27 protein-coding genes are annotated in these 23,212 nt (G+C 47.4%); 11 read left to right on the forward strand and 16 right to left on the reverse strand.

The window, feature by feature from the left end; all coding sequences use genetic code 11:
• Positions 1-35 precede the first annotated feature (35 nt).
• The 3 genes from EDI29_RS18590 to flgA form a co-directional block, all read right to left on the reverse strand.
• Positions 36-473, reverse strand: coding sequence for a flagella synthesis protein FlgN (locus EDI29_RS18590; RefSeq protein WP_137742075.1), 438 nt, complete (start codon positions 471-473; stop codon positions 36-38).
• Positions 474-478: 5 nt separating this feature from the next.
• Complete coding sequence (flgM, locus tag EDI29_RS18595) at positions 479-775, reverse strand: flagellar biosynthesis anti-sigma factor FlgM (protein ID WP_107167786.1); 297 nt, start codon at positions 773-775, stop codon at positions 479-481.
• Positions 776-916: 141 nt separating this feature from the next.
• Positions 917-1,585, reverse strand: coding sequence for a flagellar basal body P-ring formation chaperone FlgA (flgA, locus tag EDI29_RS18600; protein WP_137742076.1), 669 nt, complete (start codon positions 1,583-1,585; stop codon positions 917-919).
• A gap of 164 nt (positions 1,586-1,749) precedes the next feature.
• Here flgA and flgB point away from each other — a divergent pair, with 164 nt between their 5' ends.
• The 11 genes from flgB to flgL all read left to right on the forward strand — a co-directional run bounded on the left by flgB (position 1,750) and on the right by flgL (position 11,999).
• Positions 1,750-2,166: a flagellar basal body rod protein FlgB gene (gene flgB / locus EDI29_RS18605; protein WP_039347427.1), complete on the forward strand. Its 417-nt coding sequence runs from the start codon at positions 1,750-1,752 to the stop codon at positions 2,164-2,166.
• A 28-nt stretch (positions 2,167-2,194) separates the two neighbouring features.
• Positions 2,195-2,599, forward strand: coding sequence for a flagellar basal body rod protein FlgC (gene flgC / locus EDI29_RS18610; protein WP_015840801.1), 405 nt, complete (start codon positions 2,195-2,197; stop codon positions 2,597-2,599).
• A gap of 15 nt (positions 2,600-2,614) precedes the next feature.
• A complete protein-coding gene (gene flgD, locus EDI29_RS18615; protein WP_137742077.1) occupies positions 2,615-3,298 on the forward strand; it encodes a flagellar hook assembly protein FlgD in 684 nt (227 codons plus the stop codon).
• 74 nt (positions 3,299-3,372) lie between these two features.
• Complete coding sequence (flgE, locus tag EDI29_RS18620) at positions 3,373-4,647, forward strand: flagellar hook protein FlgE (protein WP_137742078.1); 1,275 nt, start codon at positions 3,373-3,375, stop codon at positions 4,645-4,647.
• 21 nt (positions 4,648-4,668) lie between these two features.
• Positions 4,669-5,424 carry a flagellar basal body rod protein FlgF gene (locus tag EDI29_RS18625; RefSeq protein WP_137742079.1) on the forward strand — a complete coding sequence of 252 codons (756 nt, stop codon included), beginning with the start codon at positions 4,669-4,671 and terminating at the stop codon, positions 5,422-5,424.
• Between the two features lie 27 nt (positions 5,425-5,451).
• Positions 5,452-6,234, forward strand: coding sequence for a flagellar basal-body rod protein FlgG (flgG, locus tag EDI29_RS18630; RefSeq protein ID WP_039359858.1), 783 nt, complete (start codon positions 5,452-5,454; stop codon positions 6,232-6,234).
• A 178-nt stretch (positions 6,235-6,412) separates the two neighbouring features.
• Complete coding sequence (locus EDI29_RS18635; protein ID WP_107167781.1) at positions 6,413-7,126, forward strand: flagellar basal body L-ring protein FlgH; 714 nt, start codon at positions 6,413-6,415, stop codon at positions 7,124-7,126.
• Positions 7,127-7,142: 16 nt separating this feature from the next.
• On the forward strand, positions 7,143-8,252 hold the full coding sequence (locus EDI29_RS18640; RefSeq protein ID WP_137742080.1) for a flagellar basal body P-ring protein FlgI: 1,110 nt from the start codon (positions 7,143-7,145) through the stop codon (positions 8,250-8,252).
• The gene (gene flgJ, locus EDI29_RS18645; RefSeq protein ID WP_137742081.1) at positions 8,252-9,214 is read left to right on the forward strand and encodes a flagellar assembly peptidoglycan hydrolase FlgJ; all 963 of its coding nucleotides are present in this window, start codon (positions 8,252-8,254) and stop codon (positions 9,212-9,214) included. The genes EDI29_RS18640 and flgJ overlap by 1 nt, the downstream gene beginning before the upstream one ends.
• 126 nt (positions 9,215-9,340) lie before the next feature.
• Entirely contained in the window at positions 9,341-11,011 is a 1,671-nt protein-coding gene (flgK, locus tag EDI29_RS18650; RefSeq protein ID WP_137742082.1) for a flagellar hook-associated protein FlgK, read from the forward strand.
• Between the two features lie 31 nt (positions 11,012-11,042).
• Positions 11,043-11,999 carry a flagellar hook-associated protein FlgL gene (flgL, locus tag EDI29_RS18655; protein WP_137742083.1) on the forward strand — a complete coding sequence of 319 codons (957 nt, stop codon included), beginning with the start codon at positions 11,043-11,045 and terminating at the stop codon, positions 11,997-11,999.
• Positions 12,000-12,307: 308 nt separating this feature from the next.
• Here the strand turns inward: flgL and fliR are convergent, their stop codons facing one another.
• The 13 genes from fliR to fliF all read right to left on the reverse strand — a co-directional run bounded on the left by fliR (position 12,308) and on the right by fliF (position 23,175).
• Positions 12,308-13,093, reverse strand: a complete 786-nt coding sequence (fliR, locus tag EDI29_RS18660) for a flagellar biosynthetic protein FliR (protein WP_137742084.1) — start codon at positions 13,091-13,093, stop codon at positions 12,308-12,310.
• A gap of 2 nt (positions 13,094-13,095) precedes the next feature.
• Positions 13,096-13,365: a flagellar biosynthesis protein FliQ gene (fliQ, locus tag EDI29_RS18665; RefSeq protein WP_039273449.1), complete on the reverse strand. Its 270-nt coding sequence runs from the start codon at positions 13,363-13,365 to the stop codon at positions 13,096-13,098.
• Positions 13,366-13,377: 12 nt separating this feature from the next.
• Complete coding sequence (gene fliP / locus EDI29_RS18670) at positions 13,378-14,073, reverse strand: flagellar type III secretion system pore protein FliP (protein WP_193555678.1); 696 nt, start codon at positions 14,071-14,073, stop codon at positions 13,378-13,380.
• Positions 14,074-14,150: 77 nt separating this feature from the next.
• Complete coding sequence (gene fliO, locus EDI29_RS18675; RefSeq protein ID WP_137742086.1) at positions 14,151-14,573, reverse strand: flagellar biosynthetic protein FliO; 423 nt, start codon at positions 14,571-14,573, stop codon at positions 14,151-14,153.
• A complete protein-coding gene (gene fliN, locus EDI29_RS18680) occupies positions 14,573-14,986 on the reverse strand; it encodes a flagellar motor switch protein FliN (protein ID WP_107167773.1) in 414 nt (137 codons plus the stop codon). The genes fliO and fliN overlap by 1 nt, the downstream gene beginning before the upstream one ends.
• On the reverse strand, positions 14,979-15,992 hold the full coding sequence (fliM, locus tag EDI29_RS18685; RefSeq protein WP_137742087.1) for a flagellar motor switch protein FliM: 1,014 nt from the start codon (positions 15,990-15,992) through the stop codon (positions 14,979-14,981). Before fliM ends, fliN begins: the two co-directional genes overlap by 8 nt.
• A 5-nt stretch (positions 15,993-15,997) precedes the next feature.
• A complete protein-coding gene (gene fliL, locus EDI29_RS18690; protein WP_107167771.1) occupies positions 15,998-16,477 on the reverse strand; it encodes a flagellar basal body-associated protein FliL in 480 nt (159 codons plus the stop codon).
• A gap of 155 nt (positions 16,478-16,632) precedes the next feature.
• Positions 16,633-17,940: a flagellar hook-length control protein FliK gene (locus EDI29_RS18695; RefSeq protein WP_137742088.1), complete on the reverse strand. Its 1,308-nt coding sequence runs from the start codon at positions 17,938-17,940 to the stop codon at positions 16,633-16,635.
• Positions 17,937-18,383, reverse strand: coding sequence for a flagellar export protein FliJ (gene fliJ / locus EDI29_RS18700; RefSeq protein ID WP_137742089.1), 447 nt, complete (start codon positions 18,381-18,383; stop codon positions 17,937-17,939). Before fliJ ends, EDI29_RS18695 begins: the two co-directional genes overlap by 4 nt.
• Positions 18,384-18,391: 8 nt before the next feature.
• Positions 18,392-19,762, reverse strand: coding sequence for a flagellar protein export ATPase FliI (gene fliI, locus EDI29_RS18705; protein ID WP_137742100.1), 1,371 nt, complete (start codon positions 19,760-19,762; stop codon positions 18,392-18,394).
• The gene (gene fliH / locus EDI29_RS18710) at positions 19,762-20,484 is read right to left on the reverse strand and encodes a flagellar assembly protein FliH (protein WP_137742090.1); all 723 of its coding nucleotides are present in this window, start codon (positions 20,482-20,484) and stop codon (positions 19,762-19,764) included. The genes fliI and fliH overlap by 1 nt, the downstream gene beginning before the upstream one ends.
• Positions 20,477-21,469 (reverse strand): flagellar motor switch protein FliG, encoded by a 993-nt coding sequence (fliG, locus tag EDI29_RS18715; protein WP_107167766.1) that lies wholly within the window; start codon positions 21,467-21,469, stop codon positions 20,477-20,479. Before fliG ends, fliH begins: the two co-directional genes overlap by 8 nt.
• Positions 21,466-23,175 (reverse strand): flagellar basal-body MS-ring/collar protein FliF, encoded by a 1,710-nt coding sequence (gene fliF, locus EDI29_RS18720; RefSeq protein WP_137742091.1) that lies wholly within the window; start codon positions 23,173-23,175, stop codon positions 21,466-21,468. The genes fliG and fliF overlap by 4 nt, the downstream gene beginning before the upstream one ends.
• Positions 23,176-23,212 lie beyond the last annotated feature (37 nt).

A 23,212-nucleotide genomic window follows, 5' to 3' on the forward strand; every position in this document is an offset into this window, starting at 1 on the left:
GGACAATGAGAAGTCTCTGCTGAAACGCAGAGACTTTAGAATGTGATTTTCCTGCCGCCCACGATAACACCTTTCGACTGACCATCAGGACCATACAGTCCTTGACCATGGCGAGGCTTCAATATATTGATGGCTTCATTGGTATAGGCAATATGGCGGTTAAGCAGAAGGCCATTATGCTTATTCTGATCATTTAAACGTCTGGTTAATTCCTGCACTTGCTGCCAGTAATCAGATAGCTTTTCAACACCGTCATAAGGTGCCTGTAACTTAAGTGTCGATTCTGTTGCATGGCGTCGAACTTCCAAATGCTGCATAGTCGCCAGCAAGGAAGTCTTCTTCTCTGTTACCTGTTGCAGAGCAATGCTATTAATATGTCCAGCGCAAAGTAACGTTTGCTCTTCAGACATGACTACATCAAGTTCACGTAGGTTGTTGAGCAGTTGCTCCAGGATCGATTGTAGATTTTCCATACGTGTTAATTACCTGCTAAAAAATCCCGCGTTTCTTTAAGTAGCGCATCAGCAATTCTTCCGGTATCAATTTTAAGTGAGCCATCACGAATTGCCTGTTTCAAGGTTTCAACGCGAGCCATGTCTATATCCTGCGTACCAGGCTGCATCAATTTTGCCTGCGCATCGCTCAGCTTTACCTGTGTTGCGCTGACTTCAGACTGAGTTTCAGCTTGTTTACGCTTGGTTTTAACGATATCGCCAGATTCGCGTTGTTGCACTTGACTGACCGGCTTCAGTGATTGTGTGCGATCAATACTCATAATACATCCCTCTGATTTGAGGATAAATAGTTAGTCACCAACGTGTTACGAAATGTTCATCACATTGGCATTCAATTTTAAAACGTCGTCAGCAATGACTCTGTAACTATCATCGGCAAACATGAGCAAATCTTTAATTAATTACTGCGAGATCAGAATAATCCCATCTTCGTTCGTAATGCCGCTGATTATTTGTCCATTTGCCGTTCTGACCCTAACTGTCTGTCCGGCAGCCGCGTTGTTCATGGCCTTCCCTTCGCCATTAATCGTGAAACCGTCACCTTGGGCAATAACTTGTACCGACTGGCCTGCCTTTACCACCCAAGCGCGTCTGATCATGGAAGCAGTAATAACCTGACCGGGTGTTAGATCGCGTAAAAGAACCGCACCCTGCGCGCCTTGTAACGTCAGTATAGGGCGCAGTGGTAATAAATCGAGCCTGCCTTTTGTCAAACCAATATCTTTTTCCGTCAGCGTTGTCCCACGATTTATAGGTCGCGAACTGGTGACATAATTCCCTGTCACCTGAACTTCGGTTTGAATGAAGCGACGCTGCTGCTCACAACGCACGGACAGGCTCACATTTCCCCACATTTTTGTATTTCCGGGCTGCGTGATTTGGGGCGCTTCACACTGTGGCCATTGCGATTCTGGCGATTTTATCAGAACGTTGACGGTATTGGTGCTTCCCTGAAAGCGCGAGGCAAAAAATTGATTGATCTGTGCCGGAAGGTTGCTCGCATTGATTGGGGCACACAAGATGAAAAAACAGGGCGTTGCCAGGCAGAGATAATAATATATTGTTTTCATTCCAGTTCAGCTCTCCTGATTCCGATCGTGTCGTGCATAAGTGTAACGATGTCAGCATAAGGTTAAGGCAATAAATAGCGCTGCATTTGGTGCCTATTCGTTCGATGGCATAGCCATAATGAGAATTATCCTACCCACTCCAAATTCTAACTTGCGGAGGGAGCATGCTTGATAAATTAAACGCCTCATTGCGGTTTCAGCAGGAAGCGTTGAACTTGCGTGCCCAGCGGCAGGAAATTCTGGCCGCGAATATTGCTAATGCGGATACACCTGGCTATCAGGCCAGAGATATAGATTTTGCCAGCCAGCTCAGTAAAACGATGGAGCAAGGGCGGGTGAATGGTACGGGTATCGCGCTGAAAACTACATCTGTACGGCATATACCGGCACAGAATTTTCAGCCGCCGGAACTTGATTTGCTCTATCGTGTACCCGATCAGCCAGCATTAGACGGTAATACGGTCGATATGGATCGGGAACGCACTAATTTTGCCGATAATAGCCTGAAATATCAAACCAGCCTGACCGTTCTGGGTGGACAGATTAAAGGCATGATGTCGGTCTTGCAATCAGGTTCATGATCGTAGCGCGATGGGAAGGTAAAGATTCATGTCGTTATTAAATATATTCGAAATTTCGGGCTCAGCACTTTCAGCGCAATCACAGCGTCTGAATGTGAGTGCCAGTAATCTGGCGAACGCAGACAGCGTAACGGGTCCAGATGGCGAACCTTATCGCGCCAAGCAGGTTGTATTCGAAGTGAATGCGGCTCCGGGTCAGTCAACTGGCGGCGTGCGCGTTGCTAATGTAATCGAAGACCCATCACCGGCTCGTCTGGTTTATGAACCGGGCAACCCGTTGGCTGATGGACAGGGATACGTTCGCATGCCGAATGTTGACCCAGTGGCAGAAATGGTAAACACCATTTCTGCATCGCGTAGTTATCAGGCAAACGTCGAAGTCTTGAATACGACAAAATCGATGATGCTGAAGACATTAACGATCGGGCAATAATCGGGAGACAAGATAATGTCTATCACAACTAATGATACTTCCTCGGCAACGAGAACACAGAATACATCCAATACGTCTGTGTCGTCGTCGATAGATAAGAACAGCGCTGCCGACCTTCAGAATCAGTTTTTGACACTTCTGGTTGCGCAGTTGAAGAATCAGGACCCGACAAATCCGATGAGCAACGATCAGCTTGTAAGCCAGCTTGCTCAGCTCAATACGGTCAGCGGTATTGAGAAATTGAACACTACACTCGGTTCTATCTCCGGTCAGATCAATAACAATCAATCCATGCAAGCAACAACGCTGATTGGCCGCAGTGTCATGGTTCCTGGCAAGAGTATTCTTGTTGGTAAAGAAACCAGCACTCCTTTTGGTGTGGAATTGGAGAAAGCGGCAGAGGTTGTTACTGTCACTATTAGTAACGAGCAAGGTAGCGTCGTCCGTACTGTTGAGTTGGGGACGCTTTCTGCTGGGGTTCACTCATTCAACTGGGATAGTAAGCTTTCTGATGGTTCTGTTGCGCCTGATGGTGCTTATACCTTCACGGTTGCTGCCAGCACCGGTGGTGCGCAACAGGTTGTTCAGCCATTGAGCTATGCGGTTGTGAATAGTGTTGTTCGCGGCGATAGCGGTGCATTGCTGGATTTAGGGCTGCGCGGCAAAGCCACCATGGACGATGTCAGGCAAATTCTGTAACGGCATAAATTTCATAGTATTCCAGTGGTACCCACAATCTGGAATATGATTAATTAATTTATCTGGAGAGCAACATGAGTTTTTCTCAGGCAATCAGTGGCATAAATGCAGCATCTCAGAACCTGGATGTTATTGGTAATAACATTGCTAACTCAGCAACAGTAGGTTTCAAATCTAGCAATGTAACATTTGGTGATATGTTTGCAGGATCACAAGTCGGTATGGGTGTGCAGGTTGCAGCCGTACTGCAGGATTTCTCTAATGGCACGATCACTTCGTCTTCTCGAGACCTGGATGTTGCGATCAGTAACGGTGCTGGCTTTTACCGCATGCAAGATACCAATGGTGCCACTTATTATAGCCGCAATGGTCAGTTTATGCTGAATGGGCGTAATATCGTTAATGCTCAAGGTATGCAATTGACGGGTTACCCAGCTATCGGAGCTCCGCCGGTTATTCAAACGGGGGGCGACCCACAGCCACTGACTATTCCTGATGGTGATATGTTTGCGAGTGCGACGACGGCTGCATCTCTGATTGCCAGCTTGAAATCATCTGACGCTGTACCAGCCAAGCCTTGGGTTGCCGCAAATCCTACAGCTACACCTCCGGTATTAAGCACAGAGGGGCAAGAAGGTACCTTTAACAATTCAACATCGTTGACGACTTATGACAGTCAGGGAAATAAGCACAATTTTACGCTGTACTTCGTTAAGGTTAGCGATAATAACTGGAAAACCTATGCACGAGATGCTTCAGCGGCATCCCCTAAATATCAAGATGTTGGCACGCTAACTTTTGGTGCTAATGGTGCATTACTTTCCCAGAATCCGTCCCCTGATGCCACTACTGGCGTAACGCCTGGAGCCCTTACTGTCGATCTCGCGGGGACTAATGGTGCGGCGCAGGGTACGTTCACACTCGATTTCACTGGTAGCGTGCAGCAAAACACAGACTATAGCTATAAAAGCCCCGTTCAGAATGGCTACGCGCCAGGTGCTCTGACAGGATTTGCTATCCAGGGGGATGGTACCATTGAGGGTAGCTACAACAATGGTCAGAAACAAGCATTAGGACAAATTGTATTAGCGGGCTTTGCTAACCCTGGTGGTTTAGTGCCTAATGGGGATAACGTCTGGTCTGAAACAATAAGTTCTGGTCAGGCGGTTGTCGGTACTGCGGGTTCCGGAAATTTAGGACGGCTCATCGGTAAATCGACGGAAGCGTCAAACGTTGATATGGGGCAAGAATTGGTCAATATGATCGTTGCGCAACGTAATTACCAATCAAACGCGCAGACGATTAAAACGCAGGATTCTATTCTGCAAACGTTAGTTAGCATGCGTTAATTATCCTAACGGGGACATTGCATGGATCACGCGATTTATACGGCAATGGGTGGCGCGAGCCAGTCATTGGAAAAGCAGGCGATTACTGCGAACAACTTGGCTAATGCCTCAACGCCGGGTTTCCGTGCACAGCTCTCAGCTTTGCGTGCCGTGCCGGTAAATGGGTTGACCCTGCCCACCCGAACGCTGGTTGTCGCTTCAACGCCTGGCGCTGATATGACCGAAGGCGTGATGAATTATACTGGTCGTGCAATGGATGTCGCTTTACCGAAAGAAAGTTGGCTGGCAGTACAAACGGCTAATGGCGGTGAGGCGTACACCCGTAATGGTAATATGGAAATCAGTGCTGATGGGCAGTTGACTATTCAGGGACGTGTGGTGATGGGGGATGGGGGACCGATTGACATCCCTCCTCAAGCCCAAATCAGTATTTCTCCTGATGGTACGATTTCTGCACTGAATGCGGGTGACCCGCCGAATACTATTGCCCAGCTAGGTCGTCTGAAGCTTGTTAAGGCTACTGGGCAGGAAGTGGAGCGATCCGATGATGGATTATTCCGCTTGACGCAACAGGCTCAGCAACAACGTGGTAATGTGCTGCAAAACGATCCCACCGTGCGTATCATGCCGGGTGTAATTGAAGGCAGTAATGTGAACACGGTCGATACGATGGTCGATATGATTGCCAATGCTCGTCGCTTTGAAATGCAGATGAAAATCATTAGCAGCGTTGACGATAATGCACAACGTGCTAATCAGATATTAGCAATGGGTTAAGCGCCGAGTGCGCACAGGAGTGAATAAATGATCCGTTCTTTGTGGATTGCAAAAACCGGCTTGAACGCTCAGCAGACCAATATGGACGTTATTTCCAATAACTTGGCAAACGTCAGTACTAATGGTTTCAAGCGTCAGCGTGCGGTATTTGAAGACTTGATGTATCAAACCGTTCGTCAGCCCGGAGCTCAGTCTTCAGAACAAACCATGCTACCGTCCGGTTTGCAGTTAGGTACCGGGGTTCGTCCGGTATCAACAGAGCGTATTCATACTCAAGGGACGTTTTCCGAGACGGGTAACTCTAAGGATGTTGCTATTAAAGGGCAGGGGTTCTTTCAGGTTCAGTTGCCTGATGGTACGACTGCTTATACGCGTGACGGTGCTTTCCAGCTTGACGGTAACGGCCAGTTAGTGACGTCCAGTGGCTATCAGGTTCAGCCAGCCATTACTGTCCCAGCGAATGCAACTGAACTCAATATTGGTCGTGACGGTATTGTCAGCGTTAAATTGCAGGGGCAGGCGGCAACAAACCAGATTGGTCAGTTGACGTTGACGACCTTTATTAATGATAGCGGTCTTGAGAGCATGGGGGAAAATCTGTATTTGGAAACGGCCAGCTCTGGTGCGCCGAATGAAACGAACCCTGGTTTGAATGGTGCGGGTCTGCTATATCAAAAATATGTCGAAACCTCCAATGTCAATGTGGCTGAGGAATTGGTGTCGATGATTCAGACTCAGCGTGCTTATGAGATCAACAGTAAAGCAATTTCGTCTTCTGACCAGATGTTGCAGAAATTGACTCAGCTGTAATGTTGTAATCCGCTAATTTCATTAATGAGAGCAAACGCTCTGATGATTTGGCGGTGGTAGCATAGATAGCGTTTAACGGGGTAATGAAGGCCATAAGCAACCGAAATGGGGAATATGGTTTTGATTTACCCCGTGAATATGTGAAATAGATTAATTTAAGGCGATATCCGCAGTGATAATGAATGCAAAGTCGGTTATCAAACCACTCCGCCGACCCCGTCTGTTGGCATTGATCGCGATGTTAGCACTTAACGGCTGCGCCTATATTCCGCATGATAAAGTTGTCACTGGGCCTACAACAGCCCAGCCGGGATCGCCAGTACTAGCGGGTCCTAATGGTTCTATTTTCCAAACCGTGCAGCCGATGAATTATGGCTATCAGCCGATGTTTGAGGATCGTCGCCCGCGTAATATTGGTGACACATTGACGATTGTGTTGCAGGAAAACGTCAGTGCCAGTAAAAGCTCATCAGCGAATGCTGCGCGTAATGGTGCGTCGACGTTTGGTGTGGCTACGACACCACGCTACCTCGAAGGGCCATTGGGCAATAACCGTGCAGCTCTGAATGCTACGGGCACAAATGATTTCACAGGGCAAGGCGGCGCCAATGCCAACAACACGTTTAGCGGAACGATTACAGTTACGGTGGGTCAGGTGTTAGCAAATGGCAACCTGAGCGTCGTTGGTGAAAAACAAATTGCAATTAATCAGGGAACTGAGTTTATCCGTTTCTCTGGGGTTGTTAATCCGAGAACCATTAGTGGTAACAATTCGGTGCCATCAACTCAGGTTGCGGATGCGCGCATTGAATATGTCGGTAATGGCTATATTAACGAAGCGCAAAACATGGGCTGGTTGCAGCGGTTCTTCCTCAATGTTTCTCCGTTCTAAGTTTAAGAGGCCTGTCATGCGGATTACATCATTTTTCACTGTACTGCTGATGTTACTGACGCTGAATATTGCTCCTGCGTCTGCAGAGAGAATTCGCGATTTGGTTAATATCCAGGGCGTACGTGGTAATGCGTTGATTGGTTACGGTTTAGTGGTTGGATTGGATGGTTCTGGTGATCAGACCATGCAAACACCGTTTACTACGCAAAGCTTAACCAACATGCTTTCCCAATTAGGGATCACCGTTCCTGCCGGAACGAACATGCAGTTGAAGAATGTAGCGGCAGTGATGGTAACGGCGGAACTTCCACCTTTTGGTAGGACAGGCCAAAATATTGATATCGTGGTGTCTTCACTCGGTAATGCGAAGAGCTTGCGTGGCGGGACGCTGCTGATGACTCCGCTAAAAGGGGTGGATAACCAAGTGTATGCTCTGGCTCAGGGTAACGTTTTGGTTGGCGGTGCAGGCGCTTCTGCTGGTGGAAGCAGTGTTCAGGTTAACCAGCTTGCAGGCGGTCGAATTAGCAACGGTGCCGTGATTGAGAGAGAATTGCCAAGTACGTTTGGCACATCAAATACGATAATGTTGCAACTGAAGAACGACGATTTCTCGATGGCGCAGAAAGTGAGTGATGCGATCAACCGTTCTGGATACGGCGGTACCGCAAGCCCATTAGACTCACGGACTATCCAGGTGCTTGCCCCGCATGGCAATAGCTCTCAGGTTCGCTTTTTAGCCGATATCCAGAATATCGAAGTTAGCATCGGTATTCAGGACGCCAAGGTTATTATCAACTCTCGCACTGGCTCTGTCGTGATGAATCGTGATGTTACCTTGGATAGCTGTGCTATTGCCCAGGGTAACCTTTCTGTAACGATTAATCAGCAAGCTAATGTCAGTCAGCCGAACACGCCATTCGGTGGCGGTCAGACGGTAGTGACTCCACAAACAGAGATTTTAGTTCAGCAAGCAGGCGGTGCGTTACAGCGAGTCAATTCCAGCGCCAATCTTAACAATGTTGTGCGTGCACTGAACTCCTTGGGTGCAACGCCGATGGAGCTGATGTCTATTCTGCAGGCGATGCAAAGCGCTGGCTGCTTGCGTGCCAAACTGGAAATTATCTGATGAGTGATATGCAGACGCTGAATAACGCGGCCTATGATGCACAGTCCCTGAATACGTTGAAGCGTGAAGTTTCAGGTAACCCTCAAAGTAAAGAGGGTATCAGGGCCGTGGCGCAACAAATGGAAGGCGTGTTTGTACAATTAATGATGAAAAGTATGCGCTCTGCGATTCCGCAGGACGGGCTCTTCAGCAGCGATCAGACGCGTCTGTATACCTCAATGTATGACCAGCAAATTGCTCAAGAGATTTCAACGAAGGGCAAGGGGCTAGGGCTCGCGGATGTTATGGTTGAACAATTGACTCGACAATCCCCAGATGCTACGTCGACTAAAGTTGCTGTGCCCTCGGTTCCATTAACATTCGATGGTGACGTACTCAAAAGTATGCCAATCGCGGCTGTGGAGCAAATGGTGCGTAAAGCGCTCCCCAAATTACCAAGTACTGGGTCAGCGCTGCCGCTATCCAATAGTAACTTTGTATCTCAGATTTCTTTACCGGCTCAGATTGCCAGTCAGAGTAGTGGCATACCTCATCACCTCATCATCGCCCAAGCCGCGCTTGAGTCTGGCTGGGGGCAGCGTGAAATTCCTACCGAAGATGGGCGGCCAAGCCACAATTTATTCGGTATCAAAGCTGGTGGCAGTTGGAATGGGCCGACAACTGAGATAACCACGACCGAGTATGAGCAGGGTGTGGCTAAAAAGGTAAAGGCCAGTTTCAGAGTTTACGATTCCTATATTGAAGCGATTGGCGACTATGTGAAATTGCTGACTAATAACCCACGCTATTCTGCGGTGATGAGTGCCGGAACGGCTGAGCAAGCAGCCCATGCGTTGCAAAAAGCGGGTTATGCAACAGACCCACAATATGCTCAGAAACTGGTTAGCATGATCCAACAAATGAAAAATTCAGGTGAGAAAGTAGCAAAAGCCTACACCCACGATTTGAGTCGGCTATTTTGAGTTTTTTATTCAAGATTTGCACTTTCTGACCGATAAAGTAATTAACTTATGTAGCAGATTTGCTGCTTTCAGCATTTAGTTAACTGCGCAGAGCGAAGAGAGCCTGTGTAAAAGGAACAACACCCTATGTCCAATTTAATTAACACCGCGATGAGTGGCTTAAAAGGTGCACAGGTTGCGCTGAATACCGTGAGTAATAACATTAGTAATCAGGCTGTTATTGGATATAGTCGGCAAAATACGATAATTGAACAAGCGATTAGCAGCAGCACATCGGCTGGATATATGGGCAACGGTGTGAATGTTGTTAGCGTCGATCGCCAATATAATGAATTTATTAACAACCAATTGCGTTCTGCACAAACGACAAGCAGTTCAGTTTCTGCGTATTACGATCAGATCTCTAAGATTGATAATCTGCTGGCCAGTAGTACCACCAGCCTTTCATCAGCGATACAAGGATTTTTTTCTAACTTACAGAACCTCACCAGTAATTCTGGCGATTCCGCTACTCGCCAAACCGTGCTGGGTAAAGCTGAAGGGCTTGTAAACCAGTTTAAAGTTACTGATAAATATTTGCGTGACATGGACAGTGGCCTGAATACGCAAATTCAAAGTATCGTCGGGCAGGTTAATACTTATACTAATCAAATTGCATCTTTAAATAACGATATCAATCGGTTGCTGGGTGCAAATAGTGGTGCAATGCCTAATGATCTTCTCGATCAGCGCGATCACTTGGTTGACCAACTCAATAAATTAGTCGGTGTCGATGTCGTTATTCAGGATGGAACTGTTTATAACGTCGCGTTAAAAAATGGGACTAACTTAGTTCAGGCGGGTAGCAGTAATCAATTGGTAGCAATTGGTTCGAGTAATGATGGGGCTCGCCTTACCGTTGGTTATAAAGACCAGGCAGATAATGTCACCACGTTGAATGAGAGTTCGTTAACTGGCGGCTCATTAGGGGGATTACTTTCCTTCCGTTCAGAGACGCTGGATGGGACGCGCAATCAGTTAGGGCAATTAGCGCTGGCATTTGCTGATGCATTTAATATCCAACATCAAAAAGGTTACGGCCGCGATGGCGTTGCAGACAGAGAGTTCTTCGCGTTTGGTAAAGCTGTTGTCTTGGGTGACAGTAAAAATGGCGGCACAGCTACGTTAACGCCATCTTACACTGATACCAAAGACGTACAGGCAACGAATTATGCGGTTAAATATGATGGTGCGAATTGGCAAGTTACCCGTTTATCTGACAATTCAACCTTTACGGCAGCGGTAGACGTTTCTGATAACAGCCTGAATTTTGATGGTATCAAGATGGCTATCACGGGGACTCCTGCAGCGAATGACAGCTTCTTACTTAAACCAGTGAACGATGTCATTATTAATATGTCGGTAGCTATTTCCGATCCTGATAAAATTGCAGCCGCCGCTGCTTTTGATGCGGATGGCAATTCTATACCTTTTGGTGGTGTGAGTGATAACACCAATGCTAAAGCGTTACTTGCGCTGCAAAATGAAAAGATTGTAGGTGGCAAAGCTAGCGTGTCTGGCGCGTATGCAGGGATGGTTGGTTCGATTGGTAATCAGGCCAGTACGCTGAAGATAAATAACGCATCGCAGCAAAACGTTGTCAAGCAACTGACGGCAGAACAGCAGTCTGTATCTGGTGTGAATCTAGATGAAGAGTACGGCGATCTGATGCGTTATCAACAATATTACATGGCAAATGCTCAGGTCATCAAAACAGCACAATCCATATTTGATGCACTTTTAGCAGCCCGTGGCTAATCTGACCAATTGAGAAAGAGGAATTGATACCATGCGCTTAAGCACCAGCATGATATACCAGCAAAATATGCAAGGCATTGTTAATGGTCAGACAACATGGCAAAAAACGGGTGAACAATTGTCAACCGGTAAACGTGTTGTGAATCCATCGGACGATCCGATAGCGGCAGCGAATGTCATTATGCTTGGTCAAGCTCAATCAGAAAACAGTCAGTACACATTGGCACGTACGTTTGCTAAGCAAAGTATGTCGTTGGAAGATTCTATTCTGAATAGCAGCGTTATTACTATTACTAGTGCATTGACGGAAGTGATTAGCGGTGGTGGTATTAAGAGCGATGATGACCGTAAATCAAATGCGACCGCGCTGCGTGGGATGAAGGCTGAATTACTTAATCTTGCAAACAGCACTGATGGTAACGGAAATTATATCTTTGCAGGCTATGAAACGGATAAAACCCCTTTCGCAGATAGTGCAACAGGCATCAAATATGTTGGCGGAGATAAGGCGATTTCACAGCGCGTGGACGCGTCTCGAAATATGAATGTTAGCCATGTCGGTTCTACGGTTTTCAATGCTGTAACGGGAGATGCTAAAAAAGAGCCAGATGGTAGTATCCAATCGGACTTATTTGAAACATTGGATATTGCAATTAAAGCGCTTGAAACACCGCTTGATGGTGCTGACGATGCAACAATAGCTGATGTTGAAGCAAAATTGGCAACGGCTAATCGTGGTTTAAATAACTCTATAAACAATATTTCTTCTGTTCGTGCAGAATTAGGTATTCAACTTAATGAGATCGATACTCTAGATTCTATCGGTAAAGACCGTGATGTGACCAACAAATCAACGTTGTCACAGTTGGAGGATACCAACTGGGTTGAAGCTATTTCGTCCTATATGATGCAACGAGATTCTTTGCAGGCTTCTTATACAGCATTTCAGAATATGCAAGGCATGTCGTTATTTCAGATAAATCGGTAATAAGTGAAACTAAACGATACTCTTTGCATTCAAATTTGAATACGCTTAAACCGGGCGTATTTTTTAGGCATGTCACCTTTTCATTATACTGAATGGTGACATGCCGTTTTTTACTAATCATGAATTTCACTTCTCTATACTATTTATTTTCATGTCATTCTCTCACCGCTTAGCGTACCTACATCCGTGTAGTTATTATCTACACGTCGTTTATTTCAATCACAGTCTATGTGTCCATGTAACGAGTTAGGATTAACGCATTTATTACCGATGCGGAATTCGTGTTGTACGCGCTTTCATAGATAGCTCTAAGAGCCTGCTAGTTGGGTAAGAATATCAGCGAGTAAATCGAATACCTCACTGAATAAATGCTCTGCGAATGGTGGGATTAGCGGGAGTAATAAGCCTATCGTCATGATTCCGATAGTGAGGGTAATCGGGAAGCCAACAACAAATATTGAGAGCTGGGGGGCCATGCGGTTAAGCATACCTAACGCCAGGTTGATAGTTAGCAAGAGGGTTATGATGGGTAGCGCCAGCATCAATCCGTTAATAAAAATCAATCCACCGGCACGTGCCAGAGCAAGGAAAGCATGGCTATTAATGGGAGCAGTACCGATGGGCAGGGTATAGAAGCTATCTGCCAATAACGAGATCAGCCAGAGATGTCCATCAAAGGTTAAAAACAGTAATATGGCGAGAATATTCAGGAAACGAGCTATTACTGGCATATTCGGACCGCCAGTCGGATCAAAGAAAGTCGCAAAGGCGAGACCCATCTGTAAACCAATAAGTTCCCCCGCGTGGCGAATAGCGGCAAATGCCAACTGCATTGACAAACCGAGAGTTACACCGATGAGGATTTGCTGTATTAGCAGCCACACGCCCGAGACAGAAAAAATGGGCGTTGTGTTTAGCGGTAAATAGGGTGCAACGAGCAGGGTAATCAGCACTCCCAGACCTATTTTCACTCGGTTAGCGATAGCTCTTTCGTTAAAGACTGGCGCAGTACTGATCAGTGCGAGAATTCTGACAAAGGGCCAGAAAAACTGGCTAACCCAATTCACCATGTCCCAGCTGTTAAACGTCAGCATGTTTACCCAATAATATTAGGTAACTGGCCGAATAGCGTACGCATATAGTCCAGCATCAGGTTTAACATCCAAGGACCAGCGATCACTAAGGTGAAAAACACGGTTAGGATTTTAGGAATAAACGATAATGTCATTTCGTTTATTTGGGTAGCTGCCTGCAAAAGGCTAATAGTCAGACCGCTGAGCAGAGCCGCCATCAGAGGAGGGGCAGCTAGTGCCAATGCGACTTTCATTGCTTCATAGCCAAGTGCCATCACCGATTCTGGTGTCATAGTCGGATTCCTCTAACTGTAAAAACTTTGGGCTAATGAACCAAGTAGCAGTTGCCAGCCATCGACTAATACGAAAAGCATGAGTTTAAAAGGCAAAGAAATGGTAGCTGGGGGAACCATCATCATCCCCAGTGCCATCAATACACTGGCAACAACGAGATCGATGATAAGGAAGGGAATAAAGACGGTAAAGCCAATTTGGAAAGCTGTTTTTAATTCACTTGTCACAAACGCGGGAAGAAGTACGCGCATCGGCACCGCTTCAGGCCCCTGAATTTCTGGAATTTCTGCCAGCCTTGTAAACAGCGCCAGATCGGTTTCCCTCGTTTGTCGCAGCATGAATTCACGTACTGGTTCTGCGCCGCGTTCGATGGCGACTTCCATGCTGATTTGATCTTGGCTGAATGGAAGATAGGCCTCGTCATAAACACGATTTAATACTGGCGACATAACAAAAAATGTCAGAAACAGCGTCAATCCTAGCAACACTTGGTTTGGCGGTGCAGTGGGTGTACCCAACGCATTGCGTAACAAACTTAATACAATGATGATTCGGGTGAAGCTGGTCATCATTAGCAATGCGGCGGGAATAAAAGTTAATGACGTGAGGAAAACCAACGTCTGTACTGATAGCGTCCAGCTCTGTCCGCCATTAGGTAGCGGTTGAGTCACAATTCCCGGAAGCTGTGCCCATACTGACGGCGCCATGAATAATAAACCGATGGCTAAGCTATAGCGCAGTGTATGAAGAAAGGTAGTGATACTACAATATTTAGACAACGCTCTCATTCCGATTTTTCCGGACGCTTTAAAACTCTCTTTAACAGTTGATTAAAATCTGCCGGCTTGCTATCGCCTACAGATGAACTGTCATTGGTTGGTTGTGCTGGGAGCGTATGCAGTGGCGTGACTTGCTGAGGAGTAACACCTAATACTAACCAGGTATTATCCACTTCGACAATAACGACACGCTCACGTTGGCCGACAGAGCAACTGGATACGACTTTTAGCAACTTGTTTTGTTTGGCTTGCGGAGCAAAACCGAGTTTACGGGCAAGCCAGGCAATGAGTAGAATAAATAACAAAATGCCGGCAAGTACGCTACCGACCTGTGTCAGTAGCATGCTGCCAGTAAGTGGTGGCCCAGTAACAAGAGTTGATTGTTGGCTTGCTACTGAAGTCGGGGGTGATACCGAAACTGTTGCCATTAACGACTCAAGCGGCGCATACGTTCAGAGGGTGTCATGATATCGGTAATACGAACACCATACTTATCAGAAACGACGACGACTTCTCCCTGTGCGATCAAATAGCCATTGATCAGGATATCCAGCGGTTCACCTGCTAAGCCATCAAGTGCAACAACAGATCCCTGAGTCAAACGCAGGAGTTCCTTTATCGTCATTTTGGTTCGGCCAAGCTCAACGGTAAGTTTAACCGGAATATCCAATATCAGATCGATATCTTGTAGGGCACCTAGCGGGTCATGACCTTCTAACGACTTAAAAATGCCTTCCGTTGTCGCGGCCGGTTTTTCTGCAGCCTGCTGCTCGTTAAATGCATCAGCCCACAGATCGTCCACTGATTCCTTGTCGTCGGACGGTTTCTTGGTGTCACTCATGGGGCTGTTCCTCGTTATCCAGAGAATTCAATATAGGGTTAATCAAATGTTCAACACGTAGAGCATATTGCCCGTTCAATGTACCATACTGGCTGGTCAGAACTGGTACACCGTCAACATGGGCAACGATCTTTTCAGGTTTGTCGATCGGTAACACATCGCCGGGTTGTAACTTCAGAATTTTGGAAAGTCGCAACGGAATATCTACAAAATTTGCGACTAATTCCAGCTCGGAATGTTGTACCTGCTTGGCTAAGGTATCCCGCCAGCTCTGATCTTCTTGTCGCGAGTTTTCCAATGGTGGGTTCGCGAGCAGTTCACGTAGCGGCTCTATCATTGAAAAAGGAATACAGATGTTAAATTCACCGGTTAATGAACCGATTTCAACATGGAACGGTGTGGTCACAACGATATCATTAGGCGACGTCGTAATGTTGGTGAACTTGACCTGCATTTCTGAACGCACGTATTCGATATCAAGTTTATAAATCGCGTTCCAGGCTTCACCATAGGCTTCCAGCGCCAGACGTAACATACGCTTCACGACGCGCTGCTCGGTATGGGTAAATTCACGCCCTTCTACTTTTGTCGGGAAACGTCCATCGCCACCGAAGAGATTATCTACGGCGATAAACACCAGGCTTGGCGAGAACACAAATAGCGCGGTGCCACGTAGTGGTTTTAAGTGAATCAAATTCAGGTTCGTCGGTACTGGAAGATTCCTTGCAAACTCGTGGTAAGGCTGGATTTTAATCCCTCCCACAGTAATGTCAGGACTACGGCGCAGTAGGTTAAACAGAGCCATACGAAACTGGCGAGCAAAACGCTCATTAATAATTTCTAATGCTTGTAAACGCTCACGGATAACGCGCCGTTGAGTATTCGGATCATAGGGTTTTACATCCCCATCCGTTTTTGATAACGCATTTGTATCAGCGTCACTATCGCCGCTGTCACCGTTTAATAATGCATCAATCTCTGCTTGTGAAAGAATACTATCGCCCATAATGGTTACCGCAGTATAAAGGCCGTGAACAGAACATCAGTGACGACCTGGTTAGGTTGACCAGGAACTAATGGTGGGCTTAGCACTTGCTTGATTTGCTCTATCAGCTTCTGTTTACCTTGCTCATTGGCAAGCGCGATGGCGTCCTGACGAGAAAGTAATAGTAACAGCCTGCTGCGAACTTCAGGCAGGTAATTCGTAAATCGCGTGCGGGTTGCTTCATCTGGCAAACGCAGCGTGAATCCTACATATAATACACGGTCAGGGTCATTATCTGCATTGACGAGATTAACGGTAAAGGTATCCAGTGGCATGAAAACAGGCTCTGGCGGTGGCGGTGCTTCCTGCTCAGACGTAGCCGCATTTTTTTGACTTAATAGCCACCATGTGGCACCCGCAGCAGCACTCGCAGCGAGAGCAACGATTATCAGTAGTATTAGCCAAACAGACCGTTTACGTCCTGGTCGAACTTGCATATCAGACATAGCCAAAGATAGTTCCCGTTACTTATCGATATTTATTGCAGGGTGAAATTAACAATAAATAAATGCGTAATGTCGATGATTATCCTGCCTATTGCAATGTTCAATACAGAGAATAGGCAGGGAAAACCGTGCTAACTTATTCGTTTACTTCACTTTCAAGCAAAGATATCAACACCGTTGACGGATGATGCCATTGCTTTTAGCTGTTCTGGTACGTTTAATGACTCACTTGTGCTTTCTGACGAATGACCAAATTGTTGTTGGTAAGACGGGCCACGGTTGTTGCCATCATTATTATTACTTGCCATTTGCTGCTGCCAGGCTGATGAGTCACTGCCGACACTGCTTTGCCCAAGGTTAATGCCGCTTTCTGCCATTGTATTACGTAAATGTGGCAATGCGGCTTCCAACGCTGAGCGAACCTGACTGTTTGCTGAAACTAAGTGAATCTGGGCTTGGTTATCATCGATTTTTAGGCTGATGTGTAGGGGGCCAAGTTCTTGTGGATTTAAACGCAATTCTGCGGTCTGCTGACCATTACGACTGAACATAACGATTTGTTGTCCCAATGCGTCTTGCCACTGTGGAGAGCCAAACGGTGCATTCAGTTGTGCATTTGCTACCTGAGGGGCTGGAGCGGTGCTTCCCACCGTTGCCGGCTGAACGTGCATAGCCTGAACTACAGGCGACGTTGTTTGAGATGCGCTATTGCCTAAAGTGGAAATCGATTCAGATGCATTACGATCGCCAGCAAAGGAATGTGGTGCAGCCAGTGAGAATTTTGCCACATCATCCTTAGACTCGGTCGAAGTCGGTGACGCCTGCTTAGTTACATGCGGAAGATCGCGTGATATGTCAGCACCTTTATCTGACACTATTGATGTGTCTAGCAGCTTTGCCAAAGTACTTTTGCCATTTTCATCTGTGCTGCTTAATGCAGCAGATGCGGGGATATCACTTTGGCGTTTAGCGTTAATGAGTCCTGGAATATTTAAACCGGTGTTTACTGCTGTCATGGCGATACTATCAGTATCAGCTGCAGTTTGCGTAGGCAATGGCGTTGTTTGCAACATAGCAAACAGTGTCTGCATTGCAATCGCGTCGTTTGCGCTATCGTCGCTATCTTTTTTGTCTATATCTTTTAACTTCGCCTGATCAGCAATTTCTGGGTTTTGCTTATTAGACGCAACAGCTACCCCAGTTAGAGAGCTGAATGAAGAAAGAAAGGCATTTAAATCGTCACGGCTGAGCAAGGTATTATCCTTACCCAAGGCATTTAACAAAGCATCCTCGTCCACTTTATCAAGCGTCTTTTTACTCGATGTATCAGCTACTTGTGATATGCGTTTGCTCAACAGATCAACAAAATCTTTTGGCAGCTCACCCTGTGTCAGCAAAGAAGCAGAGGAACTGCTCGTATCACTGGCAGTGGTAGCAGCTATAGGTAATGCGGACAGATTCATGATTCTGTTTTCCTCTGTGAGGCCCGTTGGGCAAATTCATCCATTTGTTTTTGTTCTATTTTATTCTCTTTTGCAAGCTGTCTTGTCAGTTCACGATCTTGCAGTTTTTCAAAAGCATTCAATCTCTGCTGTTTTTCTTGCCAGGTTTTCATTGCCAAATCTAAACGTGATGTCCATTGAGAGAGCTGTTGCCTGTGTTGCTCAATTGCACTGTCCAACGTTCGGATGAACTGCTGATAATTTTGCCAACTATTATTCGCCATACCAGAGGACATCGTCGAATTTAACTTTTGACGATAGTCATCCTGATAGTTTAACAGCATATCGAGTTGCTGCTCAGCCTGTTGATGAGCCCGACGCACCTGGCCCAACTGACCTGCGGCTTTCTCAACGTCCTTCTGCGCCAGTTCGCGTAGTGTAACCAGCGGTGACTGGGTTTTCATCTGCTCTCCTACTCGTTACGAGGGAAAATAGCGTGCAACGCTTGGCAGGATTCATCATAGTCACTTTGTTCAAACATACCCTGTTGCAAGAAGGCTTCCAAGTAGGGATAGAGCCGAATTGCTTTATCAAGCATTGGATCACTGCCTGCGGCGTAAGCACCAACACTGACTAAATCACGGTTACGTTGGTAACTGGATAGTAACTGTTTAAACTGCCTTACAGAAGCATAGTGACTTTCATCAATCAGTGCTGTCATCGCACGACTAATCGATGCTTCAATATCAATTGCCGGATAATGACCAGACTCTGCGAGTTGACGAGATAGTACGATATGTCCGTCAAGGATGGCACGAGCAGAGTCGGCTATAGGGTCCTGCTGATCGTCACCTTCTGTCAGAACGGTATAGAAGGCGGTGACAGAGCCACCTCCATGAATACCATTCCCAGCACGTTCTACCAGCGCGGGTAATTTGGCGAAGACAGACGGTGGATAGCCCTTGGTTGCCGGTGGTTCACCAATTGCTAAAGCAATTTCACGTTGTGCCATAGCATAGCGCGTGAGCGAATCCATGATTAGCAGTACGTGATGACCACGATCGCGAAAATCTTCAGCAATACGCGTGGCATATGCTGCCCCTTGCATCCTTAATAATGGAGAAACATCAGCCGGGGCGGCAATAACGACAGAGCGTGCTCGCCCTTCCGTGCCCAGAATATTCTCGATAAAATCTTTCACTTCTCGGCCACGTTCGCCGATAAGACCAACGACAATGACGTCAGCCTGAGTATAGCGCGCCATCATGCCCAACAGCACACTTTTACCAACCCCTGAGCCAGCAAACAAGCCCATTCGCTGCCCTCGACCTACGGTGAGCAGGGCATTGATGGCTCGGACACCCACATCAAGAACACTTTCGATTGGTGTTCGTTGCAATGGGTTAAACGGCGGTGTAATCAGCGGGGCGCGATAACCTGTATCAGGGGCGGGTAAACCATCCAGTGGTTTTGCGCTCCCATCTAATACTCGTCCCAGCAATTCAGGACCTAAGGGTAATTGCTTTCCTTGGCTGCTGCTGTCTTGGCCAACGCGGGCGTAAACGCGCGCGCCAGGAGTAATACCTTCAACTTCTTCCAGCGGCATAAGAAAGAGCTTTTGCCCGTTGAAACCGACAACTTCGCTTTCGATTTCTTCAACTTGAGAGCCATTCTGCCGTTCGATGAGGCAGGTTGCTCCCAGCGGCATATGTAGCCCAGTGGCTTCTAATACCAAACCTGTTGCCCGGGTTAAGCGACCGTAACGACGCACTGAAGGGGTGTCGTCAATACGCTTCTCAAATGAATCGAGAGAAGAGAGCCAGCGACCAAGGCGTGAAGTCATCATAGCTCTCCCGGTGCGGCCAAACGGCAAAGTTCATGCCAGCGTGTCGCCAGGCTAGCATCCAGATCGCCTTCTTCTGCACTGACCTTACAACCGCCAGGGTGGAGTTGGCTATCAGCTAACAATCTCCAGCCATGTAAACTAAGCGTTGGACCAAGATGTTGTTCAACACGCTCCAAATCTGAAGGGTGAACGCGCAATTGTGTTTTACCTGAAAACATCGGTTCTTGTTGAATCAATTGCTGTATCTGACCGAGCAGGGCATTACCGTCACATACCGGAGGCTGCCCCAGAATCTGTTTGGCTGCCGTCAGTGCCAACTGCATCAGGCGAGCGGGGATAACACTGTCAAGAGTATCCAACGTCTGTTGGAATTCAGTGACCATATTTTGCATCTGTTCAATGATCGGTTGCTGTTGCTGCAAGGCATTCTGCAAACCCTGCTGTTGCCCTTTAGCTAAACCTTCCTGATAACCTGCGTCATATCCTTGTTGATGACCTTGTGCAAAACCTGCTTCTCGAGCTTGTTGCATTATACTTTCGCGCAAAGACTCCAGCTCATCCTCTGCGGAGAATTGGACGCTCTCTTCACTTAAACGCTCAATATCAGGAAAATCAGGCTCATCATTTACCTGGTACGTTGGAACAGCTTTTGACACGGGGTCAGCCAGATCGTTGAGTTGCCAGGGCTGCCAGGCCAGATTTTTTGAGGCGTTAGACATAAGCATCCTCACCGCCACCAATAATCATCTCGCCACTGTCTGCCAATCGACGAACGATAAGCAGTATCGCTTTCTGTTCGTTTTCGACCTGCGACATACGTACCGGACCACGTGTAGACAGATCGTCGCGAAGAATCTCCGCCGCACGCTGGGACATATTGCGCAGGAATTTCTCGCGCAACGGTTCTTCGGCACCTTTCAATGCCAGCAGCAGAGACTCGGACTCGACTTCTTGCAGAAGTCGCTGGATGCTGCGGTCGTCCACGTCCACCAGGTTTTCGAACAGGAACATTTCGTCGATGATTTTTTGTGCCAATTCGCCATCGAACTCGCGTACAGCATCGATAACGGCTTCTTCTTGCTGGCTTTTCATCAAGTTGATGATCTCAGCCGCAGTACGCACACCACCCATTTTGCTGCGTTTAAGGTTCTGGCCATCGAGTAAGCCATTCAGAACATCTGTCAATTCTGCCAGAGCGGAAGGCTGTACGCCGCCGAAGGTTGCGATACGCAGCATGACGTCATGGCGAAGGCGTTCGTCAAACAGGGCTAAGATATCGGCAGCCTGAGCACGCTTCAGGTGTACCAAAATTGTGGCAATGATCTGTGGATGTTCGTCGCGGATGAGGTCCGCGGCGATCTGCGGTTCCATAAAGTTGAGAGTTTCCATCCCACTTGTGGAGTCACGACTCTCAAGAATGTCTTCCAGCAAGCTAGACGCGCGTTCTTCACCCAGCGCTTTAACCAGAACAGAACGCAGGTAATCACCAGCATTGACGCTAAGCGCTGCATATTGCTCAGCGTCAGCCTCAAATTCCTTGAGGATTTCTACCAGTTGTTGATGTGATACCTGGCGCATACTCGCCATTGCGGCACTGAGGTGCTGTACTTCTTTGGTTGAAAGATGAGTAAACACTTCCGCCGCGCGGTCTTCGCCTATGGTCATCAATAAGATGGCGCTTTTTTCTGTTCCTGTCAGGGTCATAGTTCACTACTCATCCATTGGCGAATCACCAGAGCAACCACGCGTGGGTCATTTTCGGCCAGTTCACGTATCCGGTTACTTTGCATTTCCGCACTAACGCGTTGTTGAGATTTCCGTTGTTGCTCAATTTCAGAGGTACTGAGATTAACAACGACATCATCATTGCCCTTATTAAGGGTGGCAGCCGCCAATGCCGCTTCTTGTTGCTGAGATTTCCTCTGTAGTTGCGGACGGACCAACTTACGCCACAGAATCCAGGCAACAATCAGAACTAGCAGCCAACGACCCGCTTCCATCAGGAGATCGAAGAAGGCTTGTTTTTGCCAGAAGGGGAGTTCACTAGAGCTTTCGGCACTGTCCATAAATGGCGTGTTAACGACATTCAATGTATCCCCACGCTCTGCAGAAAAACCCATGGCTTCGCGTGCTACCGTTTCAATCTGTTTGATCTGATCTTCCGTTAGCGCAACGGGTTTACCATCCTCACCAGGGGGCTGATAGTTAACGATAACGGCCGCAGACAAGCGTTTCACGCCACCAGTGCTATGTTTGGTATGCAGAATAGTCTTGTCGACTTCATAGTTGGTGGTTGCATCATTGCGAACATTCGATGTCTGAATGACTGCATTGGCCGAATTAGCTTGTGTGCCCGCGGCATTGTTTGGGTTCTGCTGGCCTGCCTGGTTGTTCGCATTGGCATTATTCGGCGCGGTTGCAATAGGCGCTGTAGGAGCTGGTGCTGGCTGATTGGTCAATGCGCCAGGAACACCACCTACATTCGGGCCTCCTTTCTGCTCACTCTGGCTGGTTTGTTGAGAGCGAACGGCTGCTTTATCAGGCGGTTGGTTAGGCTGATACTGTTCGTCGGTTTGTTCACGAGCAGAAAAATCGATTTGCGCAGTGACCTGAGCATGTACGTTGCCCATACCAACCATTGGCGCGATGATTGACTCTATACGGCGCTGGTACATTGCCTCGACTTCGTTGCTGTACTTAAGCTGCGCCGCATTCAGATCGCGGCCGCTTCCGCCTGCCTGAGTCAACAGGCGTCCGGTTTGATCGACGACAGTAACATTATCGGGTGGCAGACCAGCAACGCTACTGGAAACCATGTAAACAATAGAGTTGATTTGACCTTCATCTAAAGCACGACCTGGTTGTAGTGTCAGGGTGACGGAAGATGAGGGCGATTTTTGCTCACGAACGAACAGTGAGGGCTTCGGTATGGCAAGGTGCACTCGCGCGTTTTGAACGGGACCCAGCGTTTCTATTGTTCTGGACAGCTCACCTTCTAGCGCACGCTGATAATTAATCTGTTCGCTGAATTGGCTGATGCCAAATTTTTCCTGGTCGAGCAATTCAAAGCCAACAGCGCCGCCTTTTGGCAGCCCCAGTTGAGCAAGCCGGAGTCGAGTCTCATAGACATTCGCGGCGGGAATCATGATTGCGCCGCCGTTTTCCGCAAAGCGGTAAGGGATATTCAGCTTTGTTAATTCGCTGACAATCGCACCGCCATCTCGGTCATTTATATTGCTATAAAGGACTCGATAATCAGGGCCTTTAGCCCATAACGTCAATGCGACGACAATGGCAATCGTCGCTGCTGCTGCGATGAGGAGCGGAATCTTCGGATTGGCGCGTAACCGGTTGAGTATTTCGCCAAAGCTATTTTTACCGGTAGCGGAGCCGGTTAATGAGGCGTTCATACTCTATCTCTGCTTGGTTGTTGAACGATATACTTAA

The organism is Pectobacterium polonicum (assembly GCF_005497185.1).
Classification (GTDB): Bacteria; Pseudomonadota; Gammaproteobacteria; order Enterobacterales; family Enterobacteriaceae; genus Pectobacterium; species Pectobacterium polonicum.